This window comes from Streptomyces hundungensis (assembly GCF_003627815.1).
Classification (GTDB): domain Bacteria; phylum Actinomycetota; class Actinomycetes; order Streptomycetales; family Streptomycetaceae; genus Streptomyces; species Streptomyces hundungensis_A.
Genome location: NZ_CP032698.1, coordinates 655,715 through 678,191 on the forward strand (window position 1 = coordinate 655,715; position 22,477 = coordinate 678,191).

The 22,477-nt window shown below is 69.3% G+C and carries 26 protein-coding genes and 1 tRNA gene; 13 read left to right on the forward strand and 14 right to left on the reverse strand.

The window, feature by feature from the left end; all coding sequences use genetic code 11:
- Positions 1–152 precede the first annotated feature (152 nt).
- The gene (locus tag DWB77_RS02955) at positions 153–515 is read right to left on the reverse strand and encodes a winged helix-turn-helix transcriptional regulator (protein WP_120719734.1); all 363 of its coding nucleotides are present in this window, start codon (positions 513–515) and stop codon (positions 153–155) included.
- Between the two features lie 83 nt (positions 516–598).
- Between DWB77_RS02955 and DWB77_RS02960 the strand changes: the two genes are divergently transcribed.
- The 4 genes from DWB77_RS02960 to DWB77_RS02975 all read left to right on the forward strand — a co-directional run bounded on the left by DWB77_RS02960 (position 599) and on the right by DWB77_RS02975 (position 4,320).
- Positions 599–1,507 carry an NAD(P)-dependent oxidoreductase gene (locus DWB77_RS02960; RefSeq protein ID WP_120719735.1) on the forward strand — a complete coding sequence of 303 codons (909 nt, stop codon included), beginning with the start codon at positions 599–601 and terminating at the stop codon, positions 1,505–1,507.
- A gap of 279 nt (positions 1,508–1,786) precedes the next feature.
- Positions 1,787–2,773 carry an MBL fold metallo-hydrolase gene (locus tag DWB77_RS02965; protein WP_120719736.1) on the forward strand — a complete coding sequence of 329 codons (987 nt, stop codon included), beginning with the start codon at positions 1,787–1,789 and terminating at the stop codon, positions 2,771–2,773.
- Between the two features lie 210 nt (positions 2,774–2,983).
- The gene (locus DWB77_RS02970) at positions 2,984–3,568 is read left to right on the forward strand and encodes a sigma-70 family RNA polymerase sigma factor (protein WP_120719737.1); all 585 of its coding nucleotides are present in this window, start codon (positions 2,984–2,986) and stop codon (positions 3,566–3,568) included.
- Positions 3,565–4,320, forward strand: a complete 756-nt coding sequence (locus tag DWB77_RS02975; protein ID WP_120719738.1) for an anti-sigma factor — start codon at positions 3,565–3,567, stop codon at positions 4,318–4,320. The genes DWB77_RS02970 and DWB77_RS02975 overlap by 4 nt, the downstream gene beginning before the upstream one ends.
- Before the next feature lie 268 nt (positions 4,321–4,588).
- Here the strand turns inward: DWB77_RS02975 and DWB77_RS02980 are convergent, their stop codons facing one another.
- Positions 4,589–4,870 (reverse strand): tautomerase family protein, encoded by a 282-nt coding sequence (locus DWB77_RS02980; RefSeq protein WP_216826818.1) that lies wholly within the window; start codon positions 4,868–4,870, stop codon positions 4,589–4,591.
- Between the two features lie 141 nt (positions 4,871–5,011).
- Between DWB77_RS02980 and DWB77_RS02985 the strand changes: the two genes are divergently transcribed.
- Positions 5,012–5,416 carry a MarR family winged helix-turn-helix transcriptional regulator gene (locus tag DWB77_RS02985; protein WP_246033806.1) on the forward strand — a complete coding sequence of 135 codons (405 nt, stop codon included), beginning with the start codon at positions 5,012–5,014 and terminating at the stop codon, positions 5,414–5,416.
- Between the two features lie 258 nt (positions 5,417–5,674).
- Positions 5,675–6,487: an amidohydrolase family protein gene (locus DWB77_RS02990; protein ID WP_120719740.1), complete on the forward strand. Its 813-nt coding sequence runs from the start codon at positions 5,675–5,677 to the stop codon at positions 6,485–6,487.
- A gap of 170 nt (positions 6,488–6,657) precedes the next feature.
- Here DWB77_RS02990 and DWB77_RS02995 read toward each other — a convergent pair whose 3' ends face one another.
- Both DWB77_RS02995 and DWB77_RS39600 read right to left on the reverse strand, forming a co-directional pair.
- Positions 6,658–7,050: an HAD family hydrolase gene (locus DWB77_RS02995; protein WP_162952383.1), complete on the reverse strand. Its 393-nt coding sequence runs from the start codon at positions 7,048–7,050 to the stop codon at positions 6,658–6,660.
- A gap of 133 nt (positions 7,051–7,183) precedes the next feature.
- On the reverse strand, positions 7,184–7,396 hold the full coding sequence (locus tag DWB77_RS39600) for a hypothetical protein (RefSeq protein ID WP_246033965.1): 213 nt from the start codon (positions 7,394–7,396) through the stop codon (positions 7,184–7,186).
- Between DWB77_RS39600 and DWB77_RS38700 the strand changes: the two genes are divergently transcribed.
- A complete protein-coding gene (locus DWB77_RS38700) occupies positions 7,361–7,567 on the forward strand; it encodes a CGNR zinc finger domain-containing protein (RefSeq protein WP_246033807.1) in 207 nt (68 codons plus the stop codon). The genes DWB77_RS39600 and DWB77_RS38700 overlap by 36 nt on opposite strands.
- Positions 7,568–8,074: 507 nt before the next feature.
- Here DWB77_RS38700 and DWB77_RS03005 read toward each other — a convergent pair.
- Entirely contained in the window at positions 8,075–8,716 is a 642-nt protein-coding gene (locus DWB77_RS03005) for a TetR/AcrR family transcriptional regulator (protein WP_246033382.1), read from the reverse strand.
- A 174-nt stretch (positions 8,717–8,890) separates the two neighbouring features.
- On the opposite strand from DWB77_RS03005, the gene DWB77_RS03010 reads away from it, so the two are divergent.
- A complete protein-coding gene (locus DWB77_RS03010; protein WP_120719742.1) occupies positions 8,891–10,354 on the forward strand; it encodes an MFS transporter in 1,464 nt (487 codons plus the stop codon).
- Between the two features lie 372 nt (positions 10,355–10,726).
- Here DWB77_RS03010 and DWB77_RS03015 read toward each other — a convergent pair whose 3' ends face one another.
- Positions 10,727–11,368, reverse strand: a complete 642-nt coding sequence (locus tag DWB77_RS03015; protein WP_120727288.1) for a polysaccharide deacetylase — start codon at positions 11,366–11,368, stop codon at positions 10,727–10,729.
- A gap of 733 nt (positions 11,369–12,101) precedes the next feature.
- On the opposite strand from DWB77_RS03015, the gene DWB77_RS03025 reads away from it, so the two are divergent.
- Both DWB77_RS03025 and DWB77_RS03030 read left to right on the forward strand, forming a co-directional pair.
- Complete coding sequence (locus tag DWB77_RS03025; protein ID WP_120719744.1) at positions 12,102–12,674, forward strand: RNA polymerase sigma factor; 573 nt, start codon at positions 12,102–12,104, stop codon at positions 12,672–12,674.
- Positions 12,675–12,742: 68 nt separating this feature from the next.
- Positions 12,743–13,807: a hypothetical protein gene (locus DWB77_RS03030; RefSeq protein WP_162952384.1), complete on the forward strand. Its 1,065-nt coding sequence runs from the start codon at positions 12,743–12,745 to the stop codon at positions 13,805–13,807.
- A gap of 94 nt (positions 13,808–13,901) precedes the next feature.
- Here DWB77_RS03030 and DWB77_RS03035 read toward each other — a convergent pair whose 3' ends face one another.
- Both DWB77_RS03035 and DWB77_RS03040 read right to left on the reverse strand, forming a co-directional pair.
- Positions 13,902–14,207, reverse strand: coding sequence for a hypothetical protein (locus tag DWB77_RS03035; RefSeq protein ID WP_120719746.1), 306 nt, complete (start codon positions 14,205–14,207; stop codon positions 13,902–13,904).
- A gap of 383 nt (positions 14,208–14,590) precedes the next feature.
- Positions 14,591–14,965, reverse strand: coding sequence for a cupin domain-containing protein (locus tag DWB77_RS03040; RefSeq protein ID WP_120719747.1), 375 nt, complete (start codon positions 14,963–14,965; stop codon positions 14,591–14,593).
- Positions 14,966–15,040: 75 nt separating this feature from the next.
- Here DWB77_RS03040 and DWB77_RS03045 point away from each other — a divergent pair, with 75 nt between their 5' ends.
- A complete protein-coding gene (locus tag DWB77_RS03045) occupies positions 15,041–15,481 on the forward strand; it encodes a MarR family winged helix-turn-helix transcriptional regulator (RefSeq protein WP_120719748.1) in 441 nt (146 codons plus the stop codon).
- A gap of 82 nt (positions 15,482–15,563) precedes the next feature.
- Positions 15,564–15,637: transfer RNA gene (locus tag DWB77_RS03050), tRNA-Met, on the forward strand.
- Positions 15,638–15,710: 73 nt separating this feature from the next.
- On the opposite strand, the gene DWB77_RS03055 is transcribed toward DWB77_RS03050, so the two are convergent.
- The 3 genes from DWB77_RS03055 to DWB77_RS03065 form a co-directional block, all read right to left on the reverse strand.
- Positions 15,711–17,063, reverse strand: coding sequence for a M1 family metallopeptidase (locus tag DWB77_RS03055; protein ID WP_246033808.1), 1,353 nt, complete (start codon positions 17,061–17,063; stop codon positions 15,711–15,713).
- A gap of 141 nt (positions 17,064–17,204) precedes the next feature.
- The gene (locus tag DWB77_RS03060; RefSeq protein ID WP_120719750.1) at positions 17,205–17,996 is read right to left on the reverse strand and encodes an alpha/beta fold hydrolase; all 792 of its coding nucleotides are present in this window, start codon (positions 17,994–17,996) and stop codon (positions 17,205–17,207) included.
- 260 nt (positions 17,997–18,256) lie between these two features.
- Positions 18,257–19,285, reverse strand: coding sequence for a saccharopine dehydrogenase family protein (locus tag DWB77_RS03065; RefSeq protein WP_120719751.1), 1,029 nt, complete (start codon positions 19,283–19,285; stop codon positions 18,257–18,259).
- A gap of 122 nt (positions 19,286–19,407) precedes the next feature.
- Here DWB77_RS03065 and DWB77_RS03070 point away from each other — a divergent pair, with 122 nt between their 5' ends.
- Complete coding sequence (locus tag DWB77_RS03070; RefSeq protein WP_120719752.1) at positions 19,408–20,415, forward strand: helix-turn-helix domain-containing protein; 1,008 nt, start codon at positions 19,408–19,410, stop codon at positions 20,413–20,415.
- A 111-nt stretch (positions 20,416–20,526) separates the two neighbouring features.
- Here DWB77_RS03070 and DWB77_RS03075 read toward each other — a convergent pair whose 3' ends face one another.
- The 3 genes from DWB77_RS03075 to DWB77_RS03085 all read right to left on the reverse strand — a co-directional run bounded on the left by DWB77_RS03075 (position 20,527) and on the right by DWB77_RS03085 (position 22,245).
- Positions 20,527–21,117: a phosphodiesterase gene (locus tag DWB77_RS03075; protein WP_120719753.1), complete on the reverse strand. Its 591-nt coding sequence runs from the start codon at positions 21,115–21,117 to the stop codon at positions 20,527–20,529.
- A gap of 283 nt (positions 21,118–21,400) precedes the next feature.
- A complete protein-coding gene (locus tag DWB77_RS03080) occupies positions 21,401–21,829 on the reverse strand; it encodes a MarR family winged helix-turn-helix transcriptional regulator (protein WP_120719754.1) in 429 nt (142 codons plus the stop codon).
- Positions 21,826–22,245, reverse strand: a complete 420-nt coding sequence (locus tag DWB77_RS03085) for a polyketide cyclase (RefSeq protein ID WP_120719755.1) — start codon at positions 22,243–22,245, stop codon at positions 21,826–21,828. The genes DWB77_RS03080 and DWB77_RS03085 overlap by 4 nt, the downstream gene beginning before the upstream one ends.
- Positions 22,246–22,477 lie beyond the last annotated feature (232 nt).

The window sequence follows — 22,477 nt, forward strand, 5'->3', positions numbered from 1 at the left end:
CCGGCCCTTATTGCTTGAGCCATGTGGACTCGACAGTTCGTGTGACGGTGAGTGGCCGCTTGTCGTTGCGCGGCACGTACTGACGGTCAGTCATGAATCCCGTGAAGTTCCGTTCAGGGGCGCTGAGTTGAAGGCTGACCGCGTGCGCACCCTCAGGTCTCGGCTACGTCGACCGCTTCGTAGCCTTCGCGACGCATTCGCTGAGTCCCCCACGCGCCGAGCGGCCCGAGCGCTTGATTGAGCGTGCGCCCGTGCTCAGTCAGGGAGTACTCCACACGCGGAGGCACCTCGGCATGGACCTTCCGGTGCACGAGTCCGTCCACCTCCATCTCGCGGAGGTGCTGCGTCAGCATCTTCTCGCTCACTCCCGGCAGACCGCGACGGAGCTCGGCGAAGCGGCGTACGCCATGGGTATCGAGTTCCCAGAGGATCAGCCCCTTCCACTTGCCGCTCACCACGTCGAGCGCAGCATCGATGCCGCAGATATAAGGCCCGCGTCTCGGCGCCTTGGCCATCGCTGATCCCCTTACGAAAAGGTAAGTACCGCAGAAAATAGTGGGTACTTCCGAGAGTACGGCCGCTCTCCGAGCATGGAGGGGTGAACGAACAACAGAACCGCATCACCAGGCAGAAGAGCCCTGTCACCGTGATCGGGCTTGGTCCTATGGGGCAGGCGATGACACGCACCCTCCTCACTGCCGGCCACCCAGTCACCGTTTGGAACCGCACCGCCAGTCGGGCCGACGGCGTCGTCACCGCCGGAGCGGCGCTCGCGTCGACACCCGGGGAGGCGGTCGAAGCAGGCGACCTCGTCATCCTCAGCCTCACCGACTACCGGGCCATGTACGACGTCCTCGACAGCACCACCGAATCGCTCGCCGGACGGACGCTGGTCAACCTGAGCTCTGACACTCCCGACCGCACACGTGAGGCGGCAACTTGGGCAGCGGGCCACGGCGCCGCCTTCCTTACGGGAGGTGTCATGGTCCCCGCGCCGATGGTCGGCACCGAGGCAGCGCATGTCTACTACAGCGGCCCCGAAGAGGCGATGAAGAGTCACTTGGCGACGTTGACTCTGCTCGGCACACCAAGGTATCTGGGCGATGACCCGGGCCTCGCCCAGATGATGTACCAAGCTCAACTCGCCTTGTTCCTCACCACCCTGTCCGGACTGATGCACGCCACCGCGATGCTGGGCACCGCAGGAATGAAGGCCCGGGAAGCACTGCCGGAGTTGCTCTCCTCCGCCGACTCGATCGGCGACATCCTGAGGGCTGGAGAGGAGAACCCCGGTGCCGCGCTCGATGCTGGAGAGCATCCCGGCGACCTCAGCACGGTCACCATGATGGGTGCGACGTCCGATCACATCGTCGAGACCAGCACGTCACTCGGCCTCGACCTAGCGCTCCCGCTGGCCGTGCAGACCCACTATCGGCGCGCGATCAAGGATGGACACGGCAGCGACAACTGGACCCGAATCATCGACAGCATCCGCGGACCGCGCTGACCAAACGCGCGGGCGGTAGCCACACGCCTCGGCATGACTCCGCCCAGCCCCCGCCGGCCCCGGTGCAGTCCCTGGGTCTGCCTCCATTTCTACTCGCCGCCGTGATGCAGGCACTGTCGCGGCGCGGTGTTCGCGAACTCCCTACCCTATGTAGGGGAGTTGGGCGCCACCATGGACGTCCATCCATCTCACCGTAAGTGAAGAACAGACTGCGGCCGTAGCCCGGTCCTGGCGGAGGCGATTTCCGCCAGGCCGCGCACCCGCGCAGAATGCATTGCTATGACACCTGCCACGGCACCTGCTTCATCTGACTTGCAACAGATCGCCCCTGGAGTGTTCGTGTGGCGACCCGGACAGGACGGCGTATGGGGGCTGGCCAACTGCGGTCTGATCACGTCTCAAGGTGAGTCGCTGTTGATCGATACCCCCTACACGCCCGCCCTGACCGACGATTTCCTCGAAGCCGCCCGCGCGGCAACCGGTCACAACGCGCTGACCCGGGTCGCCATCACCCACGCCAATGGTGACCACACCTGGGGTCTTCAGCAGCTCCCCGACGCCGAGATCATCGCGACCCGGGCCACTCTGGAACACCAATGTCTGGAGCCAACACCCCCACAACTGACCGCACTTGGTCGCTCCAGCGACCCCGACCAGCCCCTGGGCTGGTACTTCCGCCAGCACTTCGGACGGTTCGACTTCTCGGACATACGGGTGCTCGCCCCGACCACCACGTTCGCTGGCCGGCTCGACGTGCAGGTCGGTGCCGTACCCGCGGTGCTGCTCGAAGTCGGCCCGGCACACACCGTAGGTGACCTGATCGTCCATCTGCCCGAGCAGCGCGTCGTCTTCGCCGGTGACATCGCTTTCGCCGGCGATCACCCGCCCCACTGGGCCGGCCCCCTCCACCGGATCTCCGACGCCTGTGCGCGCATCCTGGCACTCGACCCGGAGTGGATCGTGCCCGGCCACGGCCCCGTCATGACCCCCGACGACCTGCGCGCGTACATGGCCTACCTCGACGACCTGGCCGACCAAGCGGCCACGATGTACGCCCAGGGCCGGACCTCGAGCGAAGCCGTCCGCATCCTGATCAAGGAAGGTCGCTACCCCGGCCTGGGGCTGCCGGAGCGGCTCGCGATCACCCTCGGCACGGAGTTCCGCCACCTCAGCGAGGACTCCGCCGACGTCGACATGGTCGCCCTGGTGAACCAGGCAGCGCACATCGCATGGGACCTCGCGTCGGCGGACTCGCGATCGCGCTAGGGGACAGAGCCCCCTACCCCAGGTCCTCCCACCTCCGGCCTCGGAACCACAGCCCGCACACCCTCTCAGGCAATGGGACAACGTACTGATCCCAGGCCGCTCCGGGGCCGGTCAATGGGGATCAGGGGAATTACACCAATCCGGCGACCTTCCGGCTCCGAATCACCCGAGTAGACACCGAGTAGACACGAACTCCGGGAGGATCAGCGGGTGAAAGAAACCGTGCACATCGGTGGAGTACGGCAGGCCGGCCCCGACCTGGCCGAGCTCCTGGCCCTGTCCGCCCGCGGTGACGAGCAGGCGTTCTCCTCCGTGTACGACGCCGTCATCGGGCCCGTCTTCGGGCTGGTCCGCAGCGTCCTGCGCGACCCTGCCCAGTCCGAGGAAGTCGCTCAGGAGGTACTGGTCGACGTGTGGCGCACGGCCGCCCGGTACGAGCCCGCGCGGGGAGGCGTCATGAACTGGGTCCTCACCCTCGCCCACCGCCGGGCCGTGGACCGGGTCCGCTCGGCGCAGGCCGCGGCCGAACGCGACACGAAAGCGGCACTGCTCGCCCGCACCCCCGACTTCGACCAGGTGAGCGACGAAGTGGAGACCCGTCTCGAACGGGAGTCCGTACGCCGCTGCCTGCGCACCCTGACCGAACTCCAGCGCGAGTCGGTCACCCTCGCCTACTACCGCGGGTTGACCTATCGCGAAGTCAGCGAGCTGCTGTCCGTGCCGCTCGGCACCATCAAGACCCGCCTGCGCGACGGACTCATCCGACTGCGCGACTGCCTGGGGGTGACCGCGTGACCAGCGCCGACCTGCACACGCTGACCGGTGCCTACGCACTGAACGCGCTCTCTGACGACGAACGCGAGGAGTTCGAGCGCCACCTCTCCGTCTGCGCGTCCTGCACCCTGGAAGTGCGTGAACTGGCCGCCACCGCAGGCCGTTTGGGGCTTGCCATGACCGCCCCTCCCCCGGCGGCGCTCAAAGCGGACGTGCTGCGCAGGATCAGCACCGTACGGCAAGAAGCCCCCCACACCGGACGTCCGCTCCCCGCCAGGGGACGCACCGGCCGCCGGCGCGCCCTGACGCGGTACGCACTCGCCGCCTGTCTCGCCGCCGCGGTCGGGCTCGGCGGGGTCGCCGCCTGGCAGCATCAGCAAGCCGACACCGCACGGGAGCAGGCCCAGGCCGCGCAGCGACAGGCACAGCAACTGGCCGACGTCCTTGCCGCCCCCGACGCCAAGGCGACCCACGGTCGGCTCGCGGGTGACGCCAGCGGCACCCTCGTCGTCGCCCGGAGCCGGAACCAGGCGGTGTTCCTGGCGTCCAACATGGCTCGACCGCCCGCGGGAAAGGTCTACCAGCTCTGGTTCGACGACGCGGGCACCATGCGGTCGGCCGGCCTCATGAACCCCGCCCACACCGCTGAAGCGGTGCTGCTGTCCGGTCACGTCGACCAGGCGTCCGGCATGGGCATCACCGTCGAACCGGCGGGCGGTTCCGTCCGGCCCACCTCCGCACCCCTCGCCCTCATGGCGTTCCCCAACGCCTGAGCCGCGTACGGGACGCAGGCAATCCGTATGCCGAGGCGCGCCGAATCCCTTGTGAGGCCTCCGATGCGGTGACGGCCGGGAGGACGTGATCTCTGATGACGGACGAGGAGTTCCGGGTTCTGGTGTCCCGAGCGCGTGAGGAAGCACGCCGAACCGCCCTGCCCCCTCCGAAGGACGCGCCTGGGGACGACGCCGACTTCCAACAGCGCGCTCGGCATGCCGAGTTCGGCGCGTCGGCCCACTGAAGGGACGAGCTCCCACTCGCTGCTCAGTTCGCTGGGGGCGGGTCCACTTCGCCGCCGACGCCGGAGCGCCCTGCGGGGACGCCGACGACGTACACAGTCACATGCCGTCGGACGGATTCGCCGAAGACCTCGACCACGGCATCGGTGATGGACGTGATCAGTTGCGTGGGGGCGTTGTCGACGCCCGGCACGTGCAACGCCGCTTCTCGCACGTTCAGCGAGACGATCGGTGTGCTCATGGTGGCGGGCACGCCGCCGATGCCCCAGCGGTGGCGTGGAATGCCGAACAGCTCGACGACCGCCATGGCGCGTACTCGCTCTCCATATACCTTGACCGGTGATGGTCGATGTCAATCGAGAGCGGCAGCGGCCGCGGCGGCCGCAAGGCGAACCGGGAGGGACACGAGCCGGGAGTCGACGAGGCGATCAGGGCACTGCTGCTTCTCATGCCGCGCATGGTGGGACGCGCGAAGCGGATCCGGGTGCCCGAGGAGCTCCAGTCGCTCGCGCTCGCGCCGCGGCACCTGTCGCTGCTGTCCTATCTGCTGTTCGACGGTCCGATGACCGTGAACGATCTGGCCGCCCGTCTGGAGGTCGCCCCGACCACCGTCAGCCTCATGGTCAGCGAGCTGAGCCGGAAGGACATCCTGGAACGGCGCGAGGACGCATCGGACCGGCGTCGGCGCATCGTCAGTATCACTGAGAGCAAACGACCCTCCATCGACGCCTGGTTGGCACGGGGAGCACGCGCCTGGCATCAGGCACTGCACCCCCTGACCGCCGAACAGCGGCAGATGTTCGTCCAGACTCTGCGGGCATACGAGGCGGCCATGGCCGATGAAGGCGACTGAGGAAGGGGCGCCTCGGTGATGCGGACGCCTGCCCGGGGCTGATGGATGTTGCCGTCCTCCCGCCTCCGGCCACCTCGTACTCGCCGAAGGGCGTCTCAAGCGTCGCCGACCGCATCTGGGACCAGTCTCGTCGAAGCCTGAAGCAGGGCCACTCCAGGGCTGGTTGCGGACGGCACGTACCGGCTAGGGTCCGGGTAAGCGAACGCTTAGCCGCACCGGTGCAGCGCGCTGGAGCGCCAGCAGAGAGGCAGGGCCCCGATGCCGGTCATCGATGCGTGGATGCAGCACCCCACGCTCCGTCACTCCAACCACGAGATGTTCGCGTCGTTGCGCCGGTGGACGGGTCAGGGGCTGCTGGAGGAACCGTTGCCCGTAAAGGCGACGGTGGCCGCGCTGGCCGCGGCCGATGTCGAGATCGGTCTTTCGGCCGCGTGGTACGGACCGCAGGGGCCGCTGATCAGCAATGACGAGGTGGCCGGGTTCGTCGCCGAGTCCGAGGGCCGGTTGCGCGGAGTGGCCGGCGCAGATCTCACGCGGCCGGTCCAGGCCGTGCGCGAAGTACGCCGGGCCGTGGAGGAACTCGGCTTCGTAGCCCTGCGGATCGTGCCCTGGCTGTGGCAGCTTCCACCCACCGACCGGCTGTACTACCCGCTGTACGCCGCCTGCGTCGAACTCGACATCCCGTTCTGCACCCAGGTCGGACACACCGGTCCGCTGCGTCCGTCCGAGACCGGACGCCCCATCCCGTACATCGACCAGGTCGCCCTCGACTTCCCCGAACTGACCATCGTGTGCGGACACATCGGCTACCCATGGACCACGGAGATGATCGCGGTGGCCGACAAGCACGCGAACGTCTACATCGACACCAGCGCCTACACCACCCGCCGCTATCCGCCCGAACTCACCGACTACCTGCGTGGCCGCGGCCGCAGGAAAGTGCTGTTCGGGAGCAACTACCCCATGATCACCCCCGCTCAGGCGCTGGAACACCTCGACGAGCTGGGCCTGGACGAGGAAGCCACCCAGCTGTTCCTGTCAGGCAACGCACGACGGGTCTTCAGCCTCTGACCACGATGGCTCAGCGCGCCGAGCAGCGAGGAAAGTGCGGCCTGACGGGTGAGGGTGCGGTGCCCGGGGTCGCTGAGATCGGTGGCTGCTTGCAGGGCCGCTAATGCCGCGCGACGTACGGGAGTTAAGGGCGCGGCGAAGCTGGGAGGACGCGGCGTGCGCCTGTTGCCTTACCCCGTTCCACCCGCCGCCCTCAGAATCACGGGCGTGTCGGCCAGGTCGTCGACCACGGCCAGCGTTTTCGCCGCGAGAGCTGCCGACGGCGTGCCGACCGCGATGCAGGAGGCGCCGCTCGAACGGGCCGCTTCGATGCCCGCGGCCGAGTCCTCGAAGACGAGCGCGTCCCTCGGACGCACGCCCAGTCGGCGGCACGCCAGCAGGTATCCCTCGGGGTCCGGTGTGCCGCACGTGACGTCGTCCGCCGTGACGAGCGTCGCGAAGTGAGCCTCGATGTCGAGGCGGGCCAGGTGGTGGGTCGCGTATGCCAGTCCGCCGGAGGTGACCAGGGCGGTGGGGATGTCCGCGTCGCGGAGCCGGGTCAGCAACGTGCGGGCGCCGCGCACCAGTTACCCCATCGAGCTCCTGGCCGAGCCGGCGGATCTGGCGGCCTGGGTGACTCAGGCGGGCCTGACCGACCGCCCGGGCCGGGTGGGGCCGCGCGGCGCTCGACCGCGCCAGGCTGCTGCGCGAGGCCGTCTACCGCACGGCCCTCGCGGCGGAGTGCGGCGAGGGCGCCGCGGCGGCCGATGTACGCCTGATCCGGGAGTACGCTGCCGGACCCCAGGTCGTCGTCGCTCTCAAGGCGCTGGGCGAGGCCGAGCGGCGCGGCGGCATCGACCAGGCGCTGGCCACCGTCGCGGCCAGGGCGGCGAACTGTTCGGCGGTGACGACCGACACCTCGTACGGCACTGCGCCGGCGCGAGCTGCACCCGGCTCTTCCTCGACCGTTCGCGAGCGGGCAATCGGCGCTGGTGCGACAAGCTGTCCTGCGGGAGCCGGGCCAACGCCTCCGCCTATCGCCGCCGCAAGTCCGCCTCCCTTCCCTCCGGGGCGGTGCCGCCCAGCCCTCACGACGCCTGACGGGCCGGGGGCGGGAATCCGCGCGTACTCCGCAGGGCGGCGAGCCCGCGCGGCGAAAATTCGATCTCTCCCAGCTCGACCCGATACCCGTTGTCTTGACCTGGCGGTCAAGGCGTCCCAGATGGACCAGCCCGGCGGTTGTCTTGGCGTACCCGGTCGCCGGTCCGGTGCCAGTCCTTGTGCGGCCAGTGCGTTAAGTCGGCGCGGCAAGGTGAACTCGGCGCAAATGATGGTCAGTTAGGTGGGGCCGTAGAGATTGGCGGCGGTGCTGTTCGGGGCGGGCCTCGGCCCACGCGAAGAAGCCGCAAACTCACCGTGAACCTCGTCCCCCGTCACGACATCCGCGGCCGTGCCGTCCTCAACTCCCGTTCCTGCGCCCGCACATGGAAGGCCAGGAGCACCCGCATCTGCGCGATCAAGCCTGAGACACACGGCTCGCCGCCCGCTACGTCGCCGGGTCCCCGCCCGCGCCAAGCCGCAACCGTGCGGCCGCAGGGCACAACCGACCTACTGCGACCGGTCCACCTCGCGGTAGAGCCCCGCACGCGCCGCCGCGCACGCCGCGGCCGCCGCCCGGTCGGCTTGAGCCTCGTCGACGGGGTCACCCGTGTTGAGCATCGCGTAGTAAAGCGGGGCGGAGACGGCCGCGACGACCGCCTTGGCGTCGGTGCCTTCGGGTACCTCGCCGCGCTGTTCGGCCTCGGTGACGCAGCCCGCCCATTCCTCGATGCGGACGGCGTAGAAGCGGTGAAGTGCCTGCTGGGCCTGGGAGTTGCAGAGGGACGCCGCGATCAGCGCGCGGAAGAGCGGACCCTGGCGCGGATCGACAAGGGTGCGGGCGACCAGACGGGCGTTGGCGCGCAGGTCCCCTTCGAGGCTCCCGGTGTGTGCGCGGGGCAGGGACTGCTCGGCCATGTCCTCCAGGAGGTCGGCGGCGAGGAGGGCCGGGGTACCCCAGCGGCGGTAGACGGTGGTCTTGCCGACGCCTGCGATGCGGGCGATGTCGGCGAGGTCGAGGCCCTCGAAGCCCTGCTCGGCGAGGGTGTCCCCGGCTGCCTTCAGCACCGCTTCACGGACGCGTGCGGTACGCCCGCCAGGGCGGAGACTGCCCGGCGTCGGGGCGGGCGCCATCTCACCATCGAGCGTCATAACGGGTCTCCAGTTCCATTAAAGCGGCCACGGTGCTACGTTCTCCAGCGTAACGGAACAACAGAACCGTTTGTGGGGCGCGGCGCCTTGCGCGCGGTCATCGATCACACCCGCACTCACTCCGACGTCGCCGCCCGCCCAGCCGGCCGGTGAACGCGAAAGGAAGCCACGCTCATGTCCACGACTCGAACCGTGTCCCGGGGCGAAACCACCCGGGTTGCAGCCGCCACCCTCGAGGCGGAACCGCAGCACCTCACCCGCCGCCTGAAGGTGGTCCTCGCCGTCCTCCTCGTCGCCCAGTTCATGCTGGCCGTCGACTTCTCCATCCTCAACGTGGCTCTTCCCGCGATCGGCGACGGCCTCGGCTTCTCCCTCTCCAACCTCCAGTGGATCGCCACCGCTTTCGCCCTTTCCGCCGCCGGCTTCACCCTCTTCTTCGGCCGCATCGGCGACCTGATGGGCCGCAAGCGCGTCTTCCTGGGCGGCCTGGCCGTCCTCGGTCTGTCCTCCCTGATCGGCGGCCTCGCCACGACACCCGAAGTCCTGATCGCCGCCCGCATCGCCCAGGGCCTGGCCACCGCCGCCGTCACCCCGGCCGGCCTCTCCCTCCTCACCACCGCCTTCCCCGAAGGCCCGCTGCGGCAGAAGGCGCTCGGTCTCAACGGCGCCCTGATGTCGGCGGGTTTCACCACCGGAGCCATCCTTGGCGGCATCCTGACCGACCTGCTCTCCTGGCGCTGGGCGTTCTTCATCAACGTCCCCGTCGCCGTGGCCGTACTCCTCATCGCCCCGGCCGTCATCAAGGACTCCCGGCCCGAGCGGCGCCCGAAGATGGACTTGCCCGGCGCGCTGTCGGTCACCCTTGGCCTGCTCGGCATCGTCTACGGCCTGACCCAGGCCGGCGAACACGGCTTCGCCCACCCGGCCGCCCTCATGGGACTGCTCGTCGGCGCCGTACTCCTGGTCGTCTTCTGGTTCGTCGAGCGCCGGGTCGAAGAGCCGCTGGTCCCGCTGCGGATCCTCAAGCGGCCCTCGGTGACCTGGGGCAACATCCTCGGCCTGCTTGCCTTCGTCACCGAGACCTCCTTGGTCTACCTCCTCACCCTCTACATGCAGAAGACCCTGAACTTCTCCGCCCTCACCGCCGGCATCTCCTTCGGCGTGCTCGGCCTGGGCACCGTCGTCGGCGGCATGCTCGCCCCGCGCGTCATCGCCAAGTACTCGACCCTCACCGCGCTGGTCGCCGGCGGTCTGATCCAGACCGCCTTCACCGCGGTCCTGCTCCTGCTCGGCCCCGAGAGCGCCTCCATGTGGCTGCTGTTGCCCGCCACCTTCTTCGGCGGCATCGGCAACATGCTGGTCATTGTCGGCTTCATGGTCACCGCCACCTCCGGGCTCCCGGACAGTGAGCAGGGACTGGCCACCGGCCTGGCCACCATGTCCCAGCAGATCGGCATCACCATGGGCACGCCGGTCATGTCGGCCGTCGTCACGGCCGCCACCTCCGGGGCCGTCACCGCAGGCGCCATCCTCCACGGCGTCACCGTCGCCATCGGCGTCAACGCCGCCTTGGTCCTTCTCGGTGTCCTCATCGCCACGGTCTTCCTCCGCAACCGCAAGCAGCCCGCGCATTCCTGACTGCCAACCGGCCTGTCTTCTGCACGCTCCGGCCGGCGGCGAACCCCCACTAGCCACCGGCCCGCTCGCCCTGGGCCGACCATTCCTGCGCCGGAACCGGCCGCCCCTGAGCGCGCCAGCCGACCGCCACCGGCGAGACCCCCGATGAGCATCCCGGGCACGTGAAGAGGACCGAACGTGCGCGGATCAAACGGCAAGGGCCGACCGCGCGCGCCCCCAGTTCGCCAGGAGTTCCTCCCCCGCGGGCCACCGGAGGGCCTGCTGCCGACGCATCGGACAAGCGCGTTCAAACGGCTGGGGGGCAGACGCAGGGGCGGTGCCCGCGAGGCACCGCCCCTGCCCCTGCACGTGTCAGCCGTCAGGAAGTCCGGGTCAGACCCAGATGCGTACGGCCTCCATGCGGCGGGACTGGCCCGTCGTTCCGGCGTAGACCGGGTTTCCGGCGACCGAGCTCAACCACCCGTAGCCCTCCACGTGCGCCTGCGCCCCTACGCTGCCCGAGCCGACCTGGACACCCAGCGCCTCCATACGGCGCGACTGCCCGGTGGTGCCCACCGTCACGACCTGTCCGTCCGAGCCGCACGCCCAGCCCTGCCAACCGATGTCGGCGAGGTGGGCGTTGGCACAGACGCCGCCGACGCCGCTGGTCGAAACGGCCAGCGCCTCCATCCGGCGGCTCTGCCCCGTCGTGCCCGCCACGGCGCCGTCGCATACGGCGGACTGCCAGCCGATGTCCTGGACGTGGGCGGCGTAGCAGATGACCCGGGCGTTGGGTGCCAGCGCGGCGCGTGCCCTGCTCGTCGCCGCCTTCAGGTCCGCGACGACCGAGGCAGGCGCCTCGACGGCCGGACCGGCCGCGCCCGCCGCGCCGAGCACGGGTGCCGGTGCCGGTGCCGCGACTGACGGCTGCGCCTGCGCCTCAGCAGCACCTGCGGTCCCCAGCGTGCCCGCAAGCGCCAGGCCCAGGACGACGCCGACAGCGTTCTTCATGGTCCACTTCGTGGTCTTCTTCATGACTTTCCCCTCCTTGTACTGACTGGTCGCGCATATCTGTACCTGTGCGGAGAGGACGGGAACAACCGTTTGTCCCGGTTACGGCTGAGACCAGCCCGGGCATGGCGCGCACCGGGACCTTGTGCCCCTACCGGTAGGTGTGCCTCGACTGCTCACGGTCAACTACGTTGCGAGGTGCGGAAGTTGGTGGACTCAGGGCGCGCGCACCCCCGGGTCCCGTGCAGGGACCCGTTCATGTTCGGCACCGACCGACAGACCATGACGGAATCGTGTTCGAGACGTGACGCACATGCCTGAGCGCTCACTGTGTCTGGTCTGCACATACGCGCACGTCCTGGCAGCAGAACCGAATCGCCTGTGCCGTGTTGGATCAGGACCGTCCCGGCTTCCCGATAAAAATCTTGGAGTTGGGGGTTCACGGACGCGGGTCCTCCAGGCTCCTCCTTCACGAGGGCCCCCGGCGGGCTCAACGATCCGACAGAAAAGGGACCATGGACCCGGCCATCATCGTCACGGTCGTCTCAATCGTGACCGCCCAGGTGGGGACGCTCCTCACCCTGTGGTTGCGGCTTCGGTGGCGAAGCCAGACCGACACCGCACACCGCGACCACCTGCTGGGACTGGTTCGGGCTGCTCCGTCCCACTCTTTGGAAGTCGATGACGAGCAAGGGGACGGGCGGCGCATTCGTGTTCGCCTCGACCCCGGGGCTCCTGGGCGAGAGGACACCTCGCGATGAGTGGCCTCGAGCCCACAGACGGAGGACCTCTGAAGCAGCCCGCCACGCTGGAAGGGGCATCAGCCGACAGCCTCAACATCCTGGCCCGCACGCACGAGTTCCCCGCCTTCTACCGCAGCATGATCCGCTCGCTTGTCTGGTTCCTCATGAACCAGGGTGCCAATGCCCACCTGGCCGCGGACATCGCGCAGGACACCATGATGAAGGCGTACAGACGCTGGAATGACATCGAACAGCCACGTGCCTGGGTCCACCGGGTCGCGTCCCGGGCCCTGGTTCGGCACATCGCCACCGTGCTTGAAGAGCCCGCCGAAGACGTTCCCGAACCGAGTTCTCTGCTGCCGCGGCCGGACGCCATCGCCACGTGGGAGTCGGAACAGGACATACTCCGCGTTCTCAGAGCGCTCCCCCCTCGCCAACGCCAAGTCCTCGCTTGGACGTTGAGCGGATACAGCTCGACGGAGATCGCCGAGGAGCTGGGGATGACCGCCGAGGCCGTCCGCAGCAGCCTCAAGAAGGCCCGGCGTACCGCCACCCAGTTCCTCTCGCAGACGGGGGACGCCAAATGACAACCCCTTCTTTCACTGACTGGTTTTCGAACGAACAGATCCGCCTGGCTCATGCCCTTGGGAGCCACTTGGACGTCGATGCAGGGCTCCGCGAGATTCTGCTCCAGCAGCATCACGACGCTTCAGTGGAAGACATGCGCCGCCTGACCGACACCGAAGCCGGTCTGGCCGCGATCCTCAAGGACGCCACCGCATCGAAGTCCGTGGCCCAGACGCCCCTTTCACAGAACCTGGCGCTCGGGGAGGCGGCCGACAGGGTCTGGTCTTCCGCCTTGGAGGGGTCTCTTCACTCACTCGTCGCAGCGGAGGACCGCATGCGGCTCCGTGGCTTCCCCTCGGTCAGCGCCCTGCTGCAATGCACCGAGTTCGCGTGGCACTTCTGCGTTGATCTCACCCAGCTCAACCAACCGCAACCGTATCCGTGGGGGCACGAACTGCTGCCACGGCTGATCTCCTTGGTCGCCTTTATCGGCCGCGTCGTCCCCGACCGGGAGCTGGTGCAGGTCGACGAGACGATGTCCCTCCTGGACGAGGTCACCAGCATGGTCGGCGCCTATCCCAATGAGTTGGTGCAGGTGGCCTTCAACCATGCGATGAAGCAGGCTACGGAACACGCTCTGCACCTGGCTCTCCTGATCGTTCCGCTCCTGTCCCGACCGACCGGCAACCCGCCCGTTCTCCTGAGCACGCAGAGCGCGCAGCTCACCGTCAGCGTCCGCAAGGCCAGGAACGTCCTGGCGCACAGCTTTCCCTCTCACCGGAGTTACGGAAATGGACGCGGTGACGCCGAGCTCCTTGCGGAGACACTCCGGACCGCGAAGGGGCTGAGCGCTGTCTGTGTGTCGGCCTTGCGAGCGGAGATCGAAGAACGCCTGGACATGTCGCTGCCCGAGCTGTCGGGAGAGGCACTGCACTGCCTCCTCAGTGATTTCACCACCGCCGATCTGGGCAGCGCCCATCTCGACGGGATCGACCTGACGGGGGTCCGCTGGTCAGAGCGCGAGACTCGTTGGCCGCCCTTGACGGACGTGGAGGAATTGCGGATTCAGTCGGAAGAGACGCCTGCCGGCAGCGGCCTCTTCATCGTCCGCACCGGTACGGCGACGGTCCGCGGCCTCGCCGACCTGGCATGAGCTCGGTGACCACGGTTGCTGGGCCAGGCAGGAATGGAGCCCTTAATACCTCAGCGCGCCTTCGCAGTTCCCCATCATTTGCCGCGAGTGGTGACTATTGGGCGGTGGTTTGCCCGATCGCACGGAGGACATCGGCGAGCCAGACCAGGTGCTGGCCCACGGCCCGGTCCGGGTCGGCGAGGAGGTCCTCGAGGTGCTGCCATGACTCGGAGAGCTGCCCGATTGTGATCGTTCTCGGTTGGTTGGGGACGTCATAGAGTTCGTCGCCCGGAACAGACCAGAAGTAGTCGTGCTCGAGCGCCACCACTGCGTTGCCGGATGACGCTTCGATGTGGTGCAGCGCCAGCTCGAAGGCGTGCCGGAGCTGATCGAGCGGAATCTGAAGAGGGTCGTTGTCCATGTGCTCATTTCGTGGATTCGGGGCCGCCGGATTGAAGCGAGGAGTTGGCACTGCTCAGGACCTGGCCCGGGGCGGGAGCGGCCTCCGCGTGATCATCGGGGGGCGCGTGGGCTCCTGAAGATCGTGCGGTGGCCGCGAGCCATAGCGTAGAGCCGTACCGGTGGGGGGCGTTGTCCGGCCAGGCCATGGCCCGGATCGCGGGCTGGTTCCGGCGGGATGGAACCGCCGGCACCCCCGCACGTAACCGCTCGGGCTGTTGTCCGGCGTCAAGCGCAAGACCTGTTGGCGGCCGATTAAACAGGCTGGTCACACCGGGCACGCACGCCCTCGCCCGTCCGCCAACGCGCCCTCCGCCAGGGCGGCGAACCTGCGCGTGGCTGGCGCTAGTTGGCCCAGGGCGGCGTGAGGGTGTCGCCGTCTGCCAGTTTGGCGGTGAGGCCGACGCGTGTGGTTACCCAGATGTGGGCGGGCTGGTCGGTGGTGTTGGCGATCGCCAGTTCGGAACCTGCGGGTGCCACCGCGGCGTCACCCGCGACGAGTTCGGCGCTCTCACCGTCGATGGCGAGTTGGAGGCAACCGGACAGGATGTAGAAGGTCTCCTCGGCGCTGATCGTGTGGGTCGGCCCCACCATGGCCGCCGGAATCTCAACGCGCCAGCCGGCGAGGTCCCGGCTGCCGGTGTCCGGACGGACGTAGGAAGCGAAACGACCACCGTGAATCTCGTGCACAACGGCCTCTTCACTGCGGATGAACGGCATGCTTCGACCCAACCCTTCTCTAGACAAGCTTCTTGTCTAGATAGACAAGCTGATTGACGAGCTATAGTCAAGCCCATGGACGACGCCCTGGCCTTCTCCGCAGTCGTGCTGGCACTTTCCGGACAGCTGGTGCAGGAAATCCACGCCAATGTGTCCCAGCAGGGATTCGAAGACCTACGCCCCGCACACGGCTTCGCCTTCGCCCGCATCTCTATGGGCGGCGCCACGACGGCCGACCTGGCGGAGCACCTGGGGGTGACCAAGCAGGCCGCCGCCCAGCTGGTCGAGGAACTCGTCCGCAAGGGGTACGTGGAGCGGCATCCACACCCGCACGATGCCCGCGCCCGGCTCCTGGGACTGACCGAGGCCGGCCGAGCCGCCACCCGCGCCGCCGACCAGGCGGCCCGGGCTGCCGTCGCACCCTGGCGCGAAGGACTGGGCGAGGCGCGCTTCAGCCAACTCGTCGCCGACCTGACACGCCTCGCACCACCAGGACCGATCCGCCCCGCGTGGTGAACCGACGGCCCCACCGCTCCGGAGGTCGGGTAGGCCCGCGGTCCGGGCTGGTCGAGACGTGGCGTAAGGTGGTGTTCACCGACGCGGGGTGGAGCAGCTCGGTAGCTCGCTGGGCTCATAACCCAGAGGTCGCAGGTTCAAATCCTGTCCCCGCTACTGCACGAGAAGGCCCGGAGCATCGATGCTCCGGGCCTTTTTGTCGTCCTGGACGCCCGCTCCGGCCCGGGGGCTAGCGCGCGCTCTCGCCGTGCGCCCGGATCCGGTGCTCCTGCCAGAACGGGGTCAGGTCCTTGGCGGTCGCCGCCTGCGCGGCGCGCATGAAGGCGTCGTCGGTCGAGACGCCGTACCAGTGGTCGCGGGCGTAGCGTCGCAGCATCTGTTCCATCGCCGGGGTGCCGAGTTCGCGCTCCAGGTCGTGCAGCGCGCACGAACCCGCCCGGTACACGACGGCGGTCCAGCCGTTGTGGCCCGGAGGCCGAGCCCAGTAGGCCATGTCGGCGGTGACCGTCGCGTCGGGCCGCGGCCAGAACACGTCGGGCCAACAGCCCTCCGCGTTGTCGCCGTAGAAGAGGTCCTGGGCGTACGTCGCGAACGCCTCGTCCAGCCAGGGATCGGCGTACTCGTCGTCGCCGACGATCCCGTACCACCACTGGTGCGCGATCTCGTGGACCACGGCGCTGCCGTCCGGGCCCGTCGACACCAGTACGAAGCCCGCGTACTCCATGCTCCCGAACGTGAAGTCCGGGCTGAGGACGACGTCGAGTTCCCCGTACGGGTAGCTGCCGAAGCGCTTCCCGAACGCGTCCACCGCCTCCGCGCTCTCCTGCCGGGCCGACGCGACGCCGGACGGGTCCGTGTTCTCGGTCCAGTAGGCGCGCACCCGCACACCGCCCGGGCTGGTCGACGTGGCGGTACGGAACGGCCCCGCCGCCCACGCGAAGTCCCGTACTCGGTGGGCCGTTGAGACGGTGACCGCACGCCCCGGCTCGCCCGGCCGGGTCGTTGTCGTGCCGGTCGCGGGCACAGCGAGCCGGGCGGGATGGTCGAGGGCGACGCGGAAGTCGGCGGCGAGCGTGAAGTAGCTCTCGCCGAAGCCCACATCGGGATCCAGGTGCCAGCCGCGCCCGTCGCGCACGGCCAGGACCGGCAGCGCGTTGCCAAGGTAGCGGTAGGCGCCACCCCGGCCGAAGCGCGCCATCCGGTCCGGCACCGCGAGCGACACGTCGAAGGCCACGGAGGTCCGGGCGCCAGGGGCGAGGGGACGGGCCAGGCGGATGCGCAGGGCCGTGCAGTTCACCGATGGAGCGTCGGCCACACCACCGCTGACCCGGGAAACGCTGACGGGCGACGGGGCTCCCGGACTGCCGCAGCCGTCGGCGCCGTTGCCCCACAGCCGTACGTACACCTCGCGCAGGGCCGGGCCCCCGCCGGTGTGGGTGAACGAGATCCGCTCCCTTCCCACCCATCGGGTGCCCGAGTCATCGGCACGCAGGACGACGTCATAGCCGATCCGGTCGGGGGTGCGCACGGGTTGATCGGCTGCCCGCGCGGCCGGGACGCCGATCAGGAGGGCGGCGAGCATGCTCAACGGCCCAACGAGCAGTAAATGGCGGTGAGTTGGGGTCATACGCGGGAGGCTAGGGAGAAGCGTGCACGGACGCGACCCCTCCGACAGTCGACCGCCGAGCCTTCGGCCTCACGGCCCGTTGGGTGGCTGCCCTGTTCAGATGCTGGCGAGGAACTCCTGTACCGCCCTGGCGTAGCCCTCGGGGTCGGCCTGCGGGACGAAGTGGTCGGTGTCCAGGGGGCGGTAGGTCGTGGCGGGGCGTGTGGAGCACATGGCCAGGGCCTGTTCGGCGGGCAGCACTTGGCTGCGCAGCCCGTGGATCACCAGGGCCGGGCAGTCCGTGGCAAGCCACTTGCTCCAGTGGTCGCCGTGGACCAGGTTCTCGGAGTCGACGGTGTCCCGCGGGTGGAAGGGCAGCCGCCAACCGGAGCCGTCGGGCAGGGGGCGCAGCAGGGGGCCGAGCGCGGCGGCCAGGGGCCCGCAGGCGGCGGCCAGCTCCTGGCGGGTGGCCGCGGTGTAGGGGAAGTCGAGGACGAAGGCGAGGGGGCTGTGGCCGTGGTCGGGCAGGTCCACCGCAGTGTCGACGATGATCAAGGACTCCACCAACTCCGTTCGCCTGACGGCGAGTTGAATGGCGTTGTACGCGCCGAGGGAGTGGCCCAGGAGGACCGTACGGTCGATGCCGAGGTGGTCTAGCAGGGCGAGGAGGTCGGCGACGTAACCGGCGCGGGTGTATTCGCGGGCGCGCTCCGAGTCGCCGTGGCCGCGCTGGTCGGGTGCGATCACCCGCCACTCGGGCCCGAGGGCGTCGGCGAGAGCGGTGAAGGACGCCCCTTCGGAGAGGTGGCCGTGCAGCGTCACCAGGGGGCGGCCGGTTCCGCCGAAGTCGAGGTACGACAGGGTGCGGCCATCGATGGTCAGGGCGGCGCGGGTCGGCTGAACGGGCATGGCGGGCAAATCTCCCTTGGTTCGGCATGTCGTGGTGACGGTCCTTCCGCGAACGCCGTCCGGATCCGCACGCCCAATCGGCAGGGGGAGGCGGGATCAACCTCCTCGAGGAAAGCGACCGTCCGGCGCGGGCGGGGGGCGAAGATGCGCAGGCCCTCATTGAAGATCCGCGTGGGCGGCGAACAGCCCGTGATCCGCGTTCGCCTACACGCGCGGTTCCGCTCCCGGGATCAGGGCCGCCGTACGGCGAACGGCAATCGTCAGGGATGCAGTTCCAGGGTGATGTGCGGGGCCAGCGCGTGCAGGAAGTCGGGTGCGTCGAACATCTGGCCCGCGGAGGCGACGCCGACCGCGCGGGTGCGTCCGTCGAGGACGCGGTCGAGGGCCTCCACCACGAGGGGGGCGGTGACGGCGTAGATGTCCTGGCCCCGTGCGACGGCCCGTCGCACGGTGTCGCCCGAGCGCACGACGGCGTCGATGAGGAACGTCTGGTCGGACCGGCCGCTCGCATCGGACGGGGCCGGCGCGGGCGTGTCGGGCGACACCACGTCGCGGGCCGCCTCGGCCGTCATGTACGTGGTCACGTCCGGGATGGACAAATGGGTGGGTATGGTCACCACGTCGGCCATGGTGAACTCCCCGATCACCTGTCGTGATCCCATCGGCTCGGGGAAGGACCATTCAAGGACGGGTGCGGCGTCGGTGCGTCGCTCCCACTGGCCGCCGGCGTAGCGAAGGCGGTGGTCGCCGCGCCGCTCCCGGGAGACCGCCCCGGACAGGCGCGTGCCGGCGGTGGGGTGCCAGTGGCTCAGCCCGTAGGCCACGTGCGCCGAGTCGGCCTCGGTCCAGTCGCCCATCGCCGCCGTGGCCAGCAGGTCGCCCAGGCCGCCGAAGAAGGCCATCGCCGGGACGACGAGCGCGCCCGCTTCCCGCGCCCGGTCGGCGAAGTGCGCGAAGGTGTCGAGGTTGGCCTCGATTTCGGCCGCGACGTCCAGGTACGCGATCCCGGCCCGCAGGGCGGCTTCGATGACGGGGGCCGTTGTGGACGCGAAAGGCCCGGCGCAGTTGATCACGGCAGACGTACCGGCCAGGGCACGGTCGAGCGAGGCCGGGTCGTCGGCCGACGCCACCCGGGCCTCCAGGCCGGCCTCGTGTGCCAGCGCCTTCAGCTTGTCGGCGTCACGGCCGCTCGGCACGGGAACGTATCCGCGCTGGAGCAGCTCCGCCACGACGAACCGTCCGGTGTGCCCATACGCGCCGAAAACCGCCACCTGCTGGCCCGAGTTCATGAGTTGCTCCCTGCGATCCGGCTGATCCGCGGTTGCTCCGCTGTGATCCGTTGTGGACATCCTGTCGAGGAACAGCAGCCCTCAGGAGTGTCTGGAACGACACGCGTCATACACTTTCGGACATGCCCACCGTCGCACTGGCCGTCACCGACGGCATGCTGCCTTTCGAACTGTCCCTGGCGATCGAGGTGTTCGGCTCGGACCTGACCCACGTCGTGGACCCCTGGTACGACTTCGCGCTGTGCGGACCGGGTGCCGTGCGGATCGACCGCTACCGCCTCGAAATGGACCACGGACTCGACCACCTCGCACACGCCGACACCGTGATCGTCCCCGGCTGGGCCGACACCGATGTGGACCCGCCCGTGGAGCTCCTCGACGCGGTCCGCGCCGCCCATGCGGCGGGCGCACGCGTGGCCTCCCTGTGCACCGGGGCATTCGTCCTGGCCGCCGCCGGGCTGCTGGACGGCAAACGCGCCACCACGCACTGGGCGCACACCGAGGCACTCGCCCGACGCCATCCCCACATCACGGTGGACCCGGACGTCCTCTACGTCGACAACGGCGACGTGCTCACCTCCGCCGGCAAGGCCGCCGCCATGGACCTGTGCCTGCACCTCGTTCGCCTCGACCACGGCTCGGCGAACGCCAACAAGATCGCCCGCCGCCTCGTCGTTCCGCCCCACCGGGACGGCGGGCAGGCCCAGTTCATCCGCACCCCGGTTCCCGACCCCGGCAACCACCCGCTCGCCGAGCTCCTGCCCTGGGTCCTGCAACGCCTGGACGAGCCGCTCACCGTGGAGGACCTGGCCCGCCAGGCACGGATGAGCTCACGCCACCTGGCCCGCCACTTCACCTCCCTCACCGGCACCACGCCGTTGCAGTGGCTCCACACCCAGCGCATCCGCCACGCCCAGGAACTCCTGGAGACCACGGACGACACGATCGACGCCATCGCCACGGCCACCGGCATGGGCACCTCCACCACCCTGCGCCGACACTTCCACCGCACCGTCGGCGTGGCTCCGGACACCTACCGCCGCACCTTCCGCTCCCACATCGACCTACGGAATGCGCCGACGGGCCGAGACGACCGAAAGCCCGCCGCCCGCCACGCCGTCGCGAACTGACAAGGGACAGCGCAGAGTTGGGGCCGGCGAGCGGTCAGTCGGGGAGGCCGGAACCAGCCGATCACCCCCTGAGTACTCGACCAGAGGATCGCTGACTTCCGTGCGGCACCTTCACCGCAACCGTTCGGAAGGCGCATGGCGGCCTTCTCGGGAGCCCGTGTACGCCGTGGTCCGCAGGCGGGCGAAACGGGCGGTGGGCCGAAGATCCGGAAGGTGGTTTCGGTAGGGGTCGAACGCGATGGGCGTATCGTCCGCCGGTTCCCGTAGGGACAGGATGCCGAACGTACGCCAGGCCCCGGAGAAGGGATCCTGGGCGCGGAGTTCGAACCGCAGGGTGAGGTGCGCGAGGGCTTGGGCGAAGCGGCTGGGTGTGGCCGGGACGGGAGGGGTGCCGCGTGCGGGGAAGGCGGCGATCACGCAGGTGCGGGTCCCGACTTCATAGCTGAGCAGCGTCGAGTACGGCCCGGAGGTCGCGCTCCACCGAGCGCGCGGGAGGTGCCGAGAGAGCCGGCCGCTTCCCGCTGTCGTCATCAGCAGGTCCAGGGGGTGGCCTTCGGCGTCCGTGGTCCGCAGCGCGATTCCGGCACCGTCGGGCAGCGCGTCGGGCAGTCCCAGGGCGCGGGACCAGCGGCCCGTCGCCGGGTAACTCCCTGGCGTATCAAGCCAGTTGACACCCCAGAGCGGCCCCGGCTCTGGACGCATGACGAGCTCCGCGTCGAAGCGGGTCCCTCTCGTGTGGAGGGCGGGACCACGACGCGACGCCGCCACCCCTCTGGCCATCGCGCGAACCGCTCGGTCAGCCTTTCGCTGCTCCTGCGGACCCGCGCCGCCTCCGCGGTGTTCCTTCACCGGCCTCAACCCTTTCTCCTCGGTACCCCGTACAAGTCAGTACCCCGTACGGGCCGGGACGGTCACGGGTGCACCCGCCGGAAGCACCCACTCCCCCGCTGTCTCGTCCCGCCGTGGCGGCACCTTGCGTAAGGGTTCAGCCTTCCGGGTTGGCGAGGCGGCCGAGCAGGGTTACGGCGTCGCCGTGCGCCACGGGCTGGAAGAAGCGTGCGTCGACGCCCTCGACGGCCGCGATCGCGCGCGGGGCCAGTTCGGCTCCGGCGCTGGTGACGCGCAGCCGTTTGGCACGGGTGTCGCCGGGGTCGACCTCGCGCTCGATCAGCCCCTTGGTCTCCAGGGCGCGCAACACCTGCGAGGTCATCTTGACGTCGGTGCCGGCCTGACGGGCGAGGGTCAGCTGGTTGGGATGTTCGTCGTGGGTGTTCATCCACCAGGTGCAGGCGAGCAGAACGAACTGGACGTGGGTGAGGTTCAGGGGACCGAGAGCCGCGGCGATGTCGCGCTGCCAGCGCAGTGTGGCGTGCCAGAGCAGGAAGCCGGGGCTGTCGCCGGGTTTGAGGGTCATCGGGCCTGCGCCAGCTGGACGAGGGCGGCCATGGTGTCCGGCCAGTCCCCGGTGATGGCCGGGCCGATCTGCGGGCCGACCTCGTCGGCCCCGGTCCCGGTGATCTCCATCCGGTACGTCACCTGAGTGCGCAGGCTCTCGCCCTGGTCGAGCCGATGGGTGGTGCGCAGGAGCAGCCCGTCGAAACGTGCCTCGTCCACGAACAGTTCGTTCACAGCCGTCTCGGCAACGAGCAAGTGCACCGGGTCGTCCCCGGCCGGCGTCATGACGATCTCGGCGCCCGCCTCGAAGGGGCCACTGATCCGGATGTTCGCGATGTCCGCGTTCCAGTCGCCCCAGTTCGGCACATCGGCCCACAGGCCCCAGATCGCCTCGGGCGCGGCGTCGGTCTCGATGCTGTGCTCATACGTCCACATGAGTACGTCACTCTTCCTGGTTCGGACGGGTTGGATATTTCGTCTTCGGACAGATTATCTGTGCGAAGAATATCTGTCGACACGTTCTCTGCTTCCGCGCCCTACCTGCACCTTCGGCCGTCTGCACCGGCGGGCAGGGCAGGCAGGGGCGGGCAGGGGCGCCCAAAAATAGGCGCCGATTCCGAACGCCCTCTCGGATCCGCTCATGAGCGCAGGCCTGCGTGCGCGTATC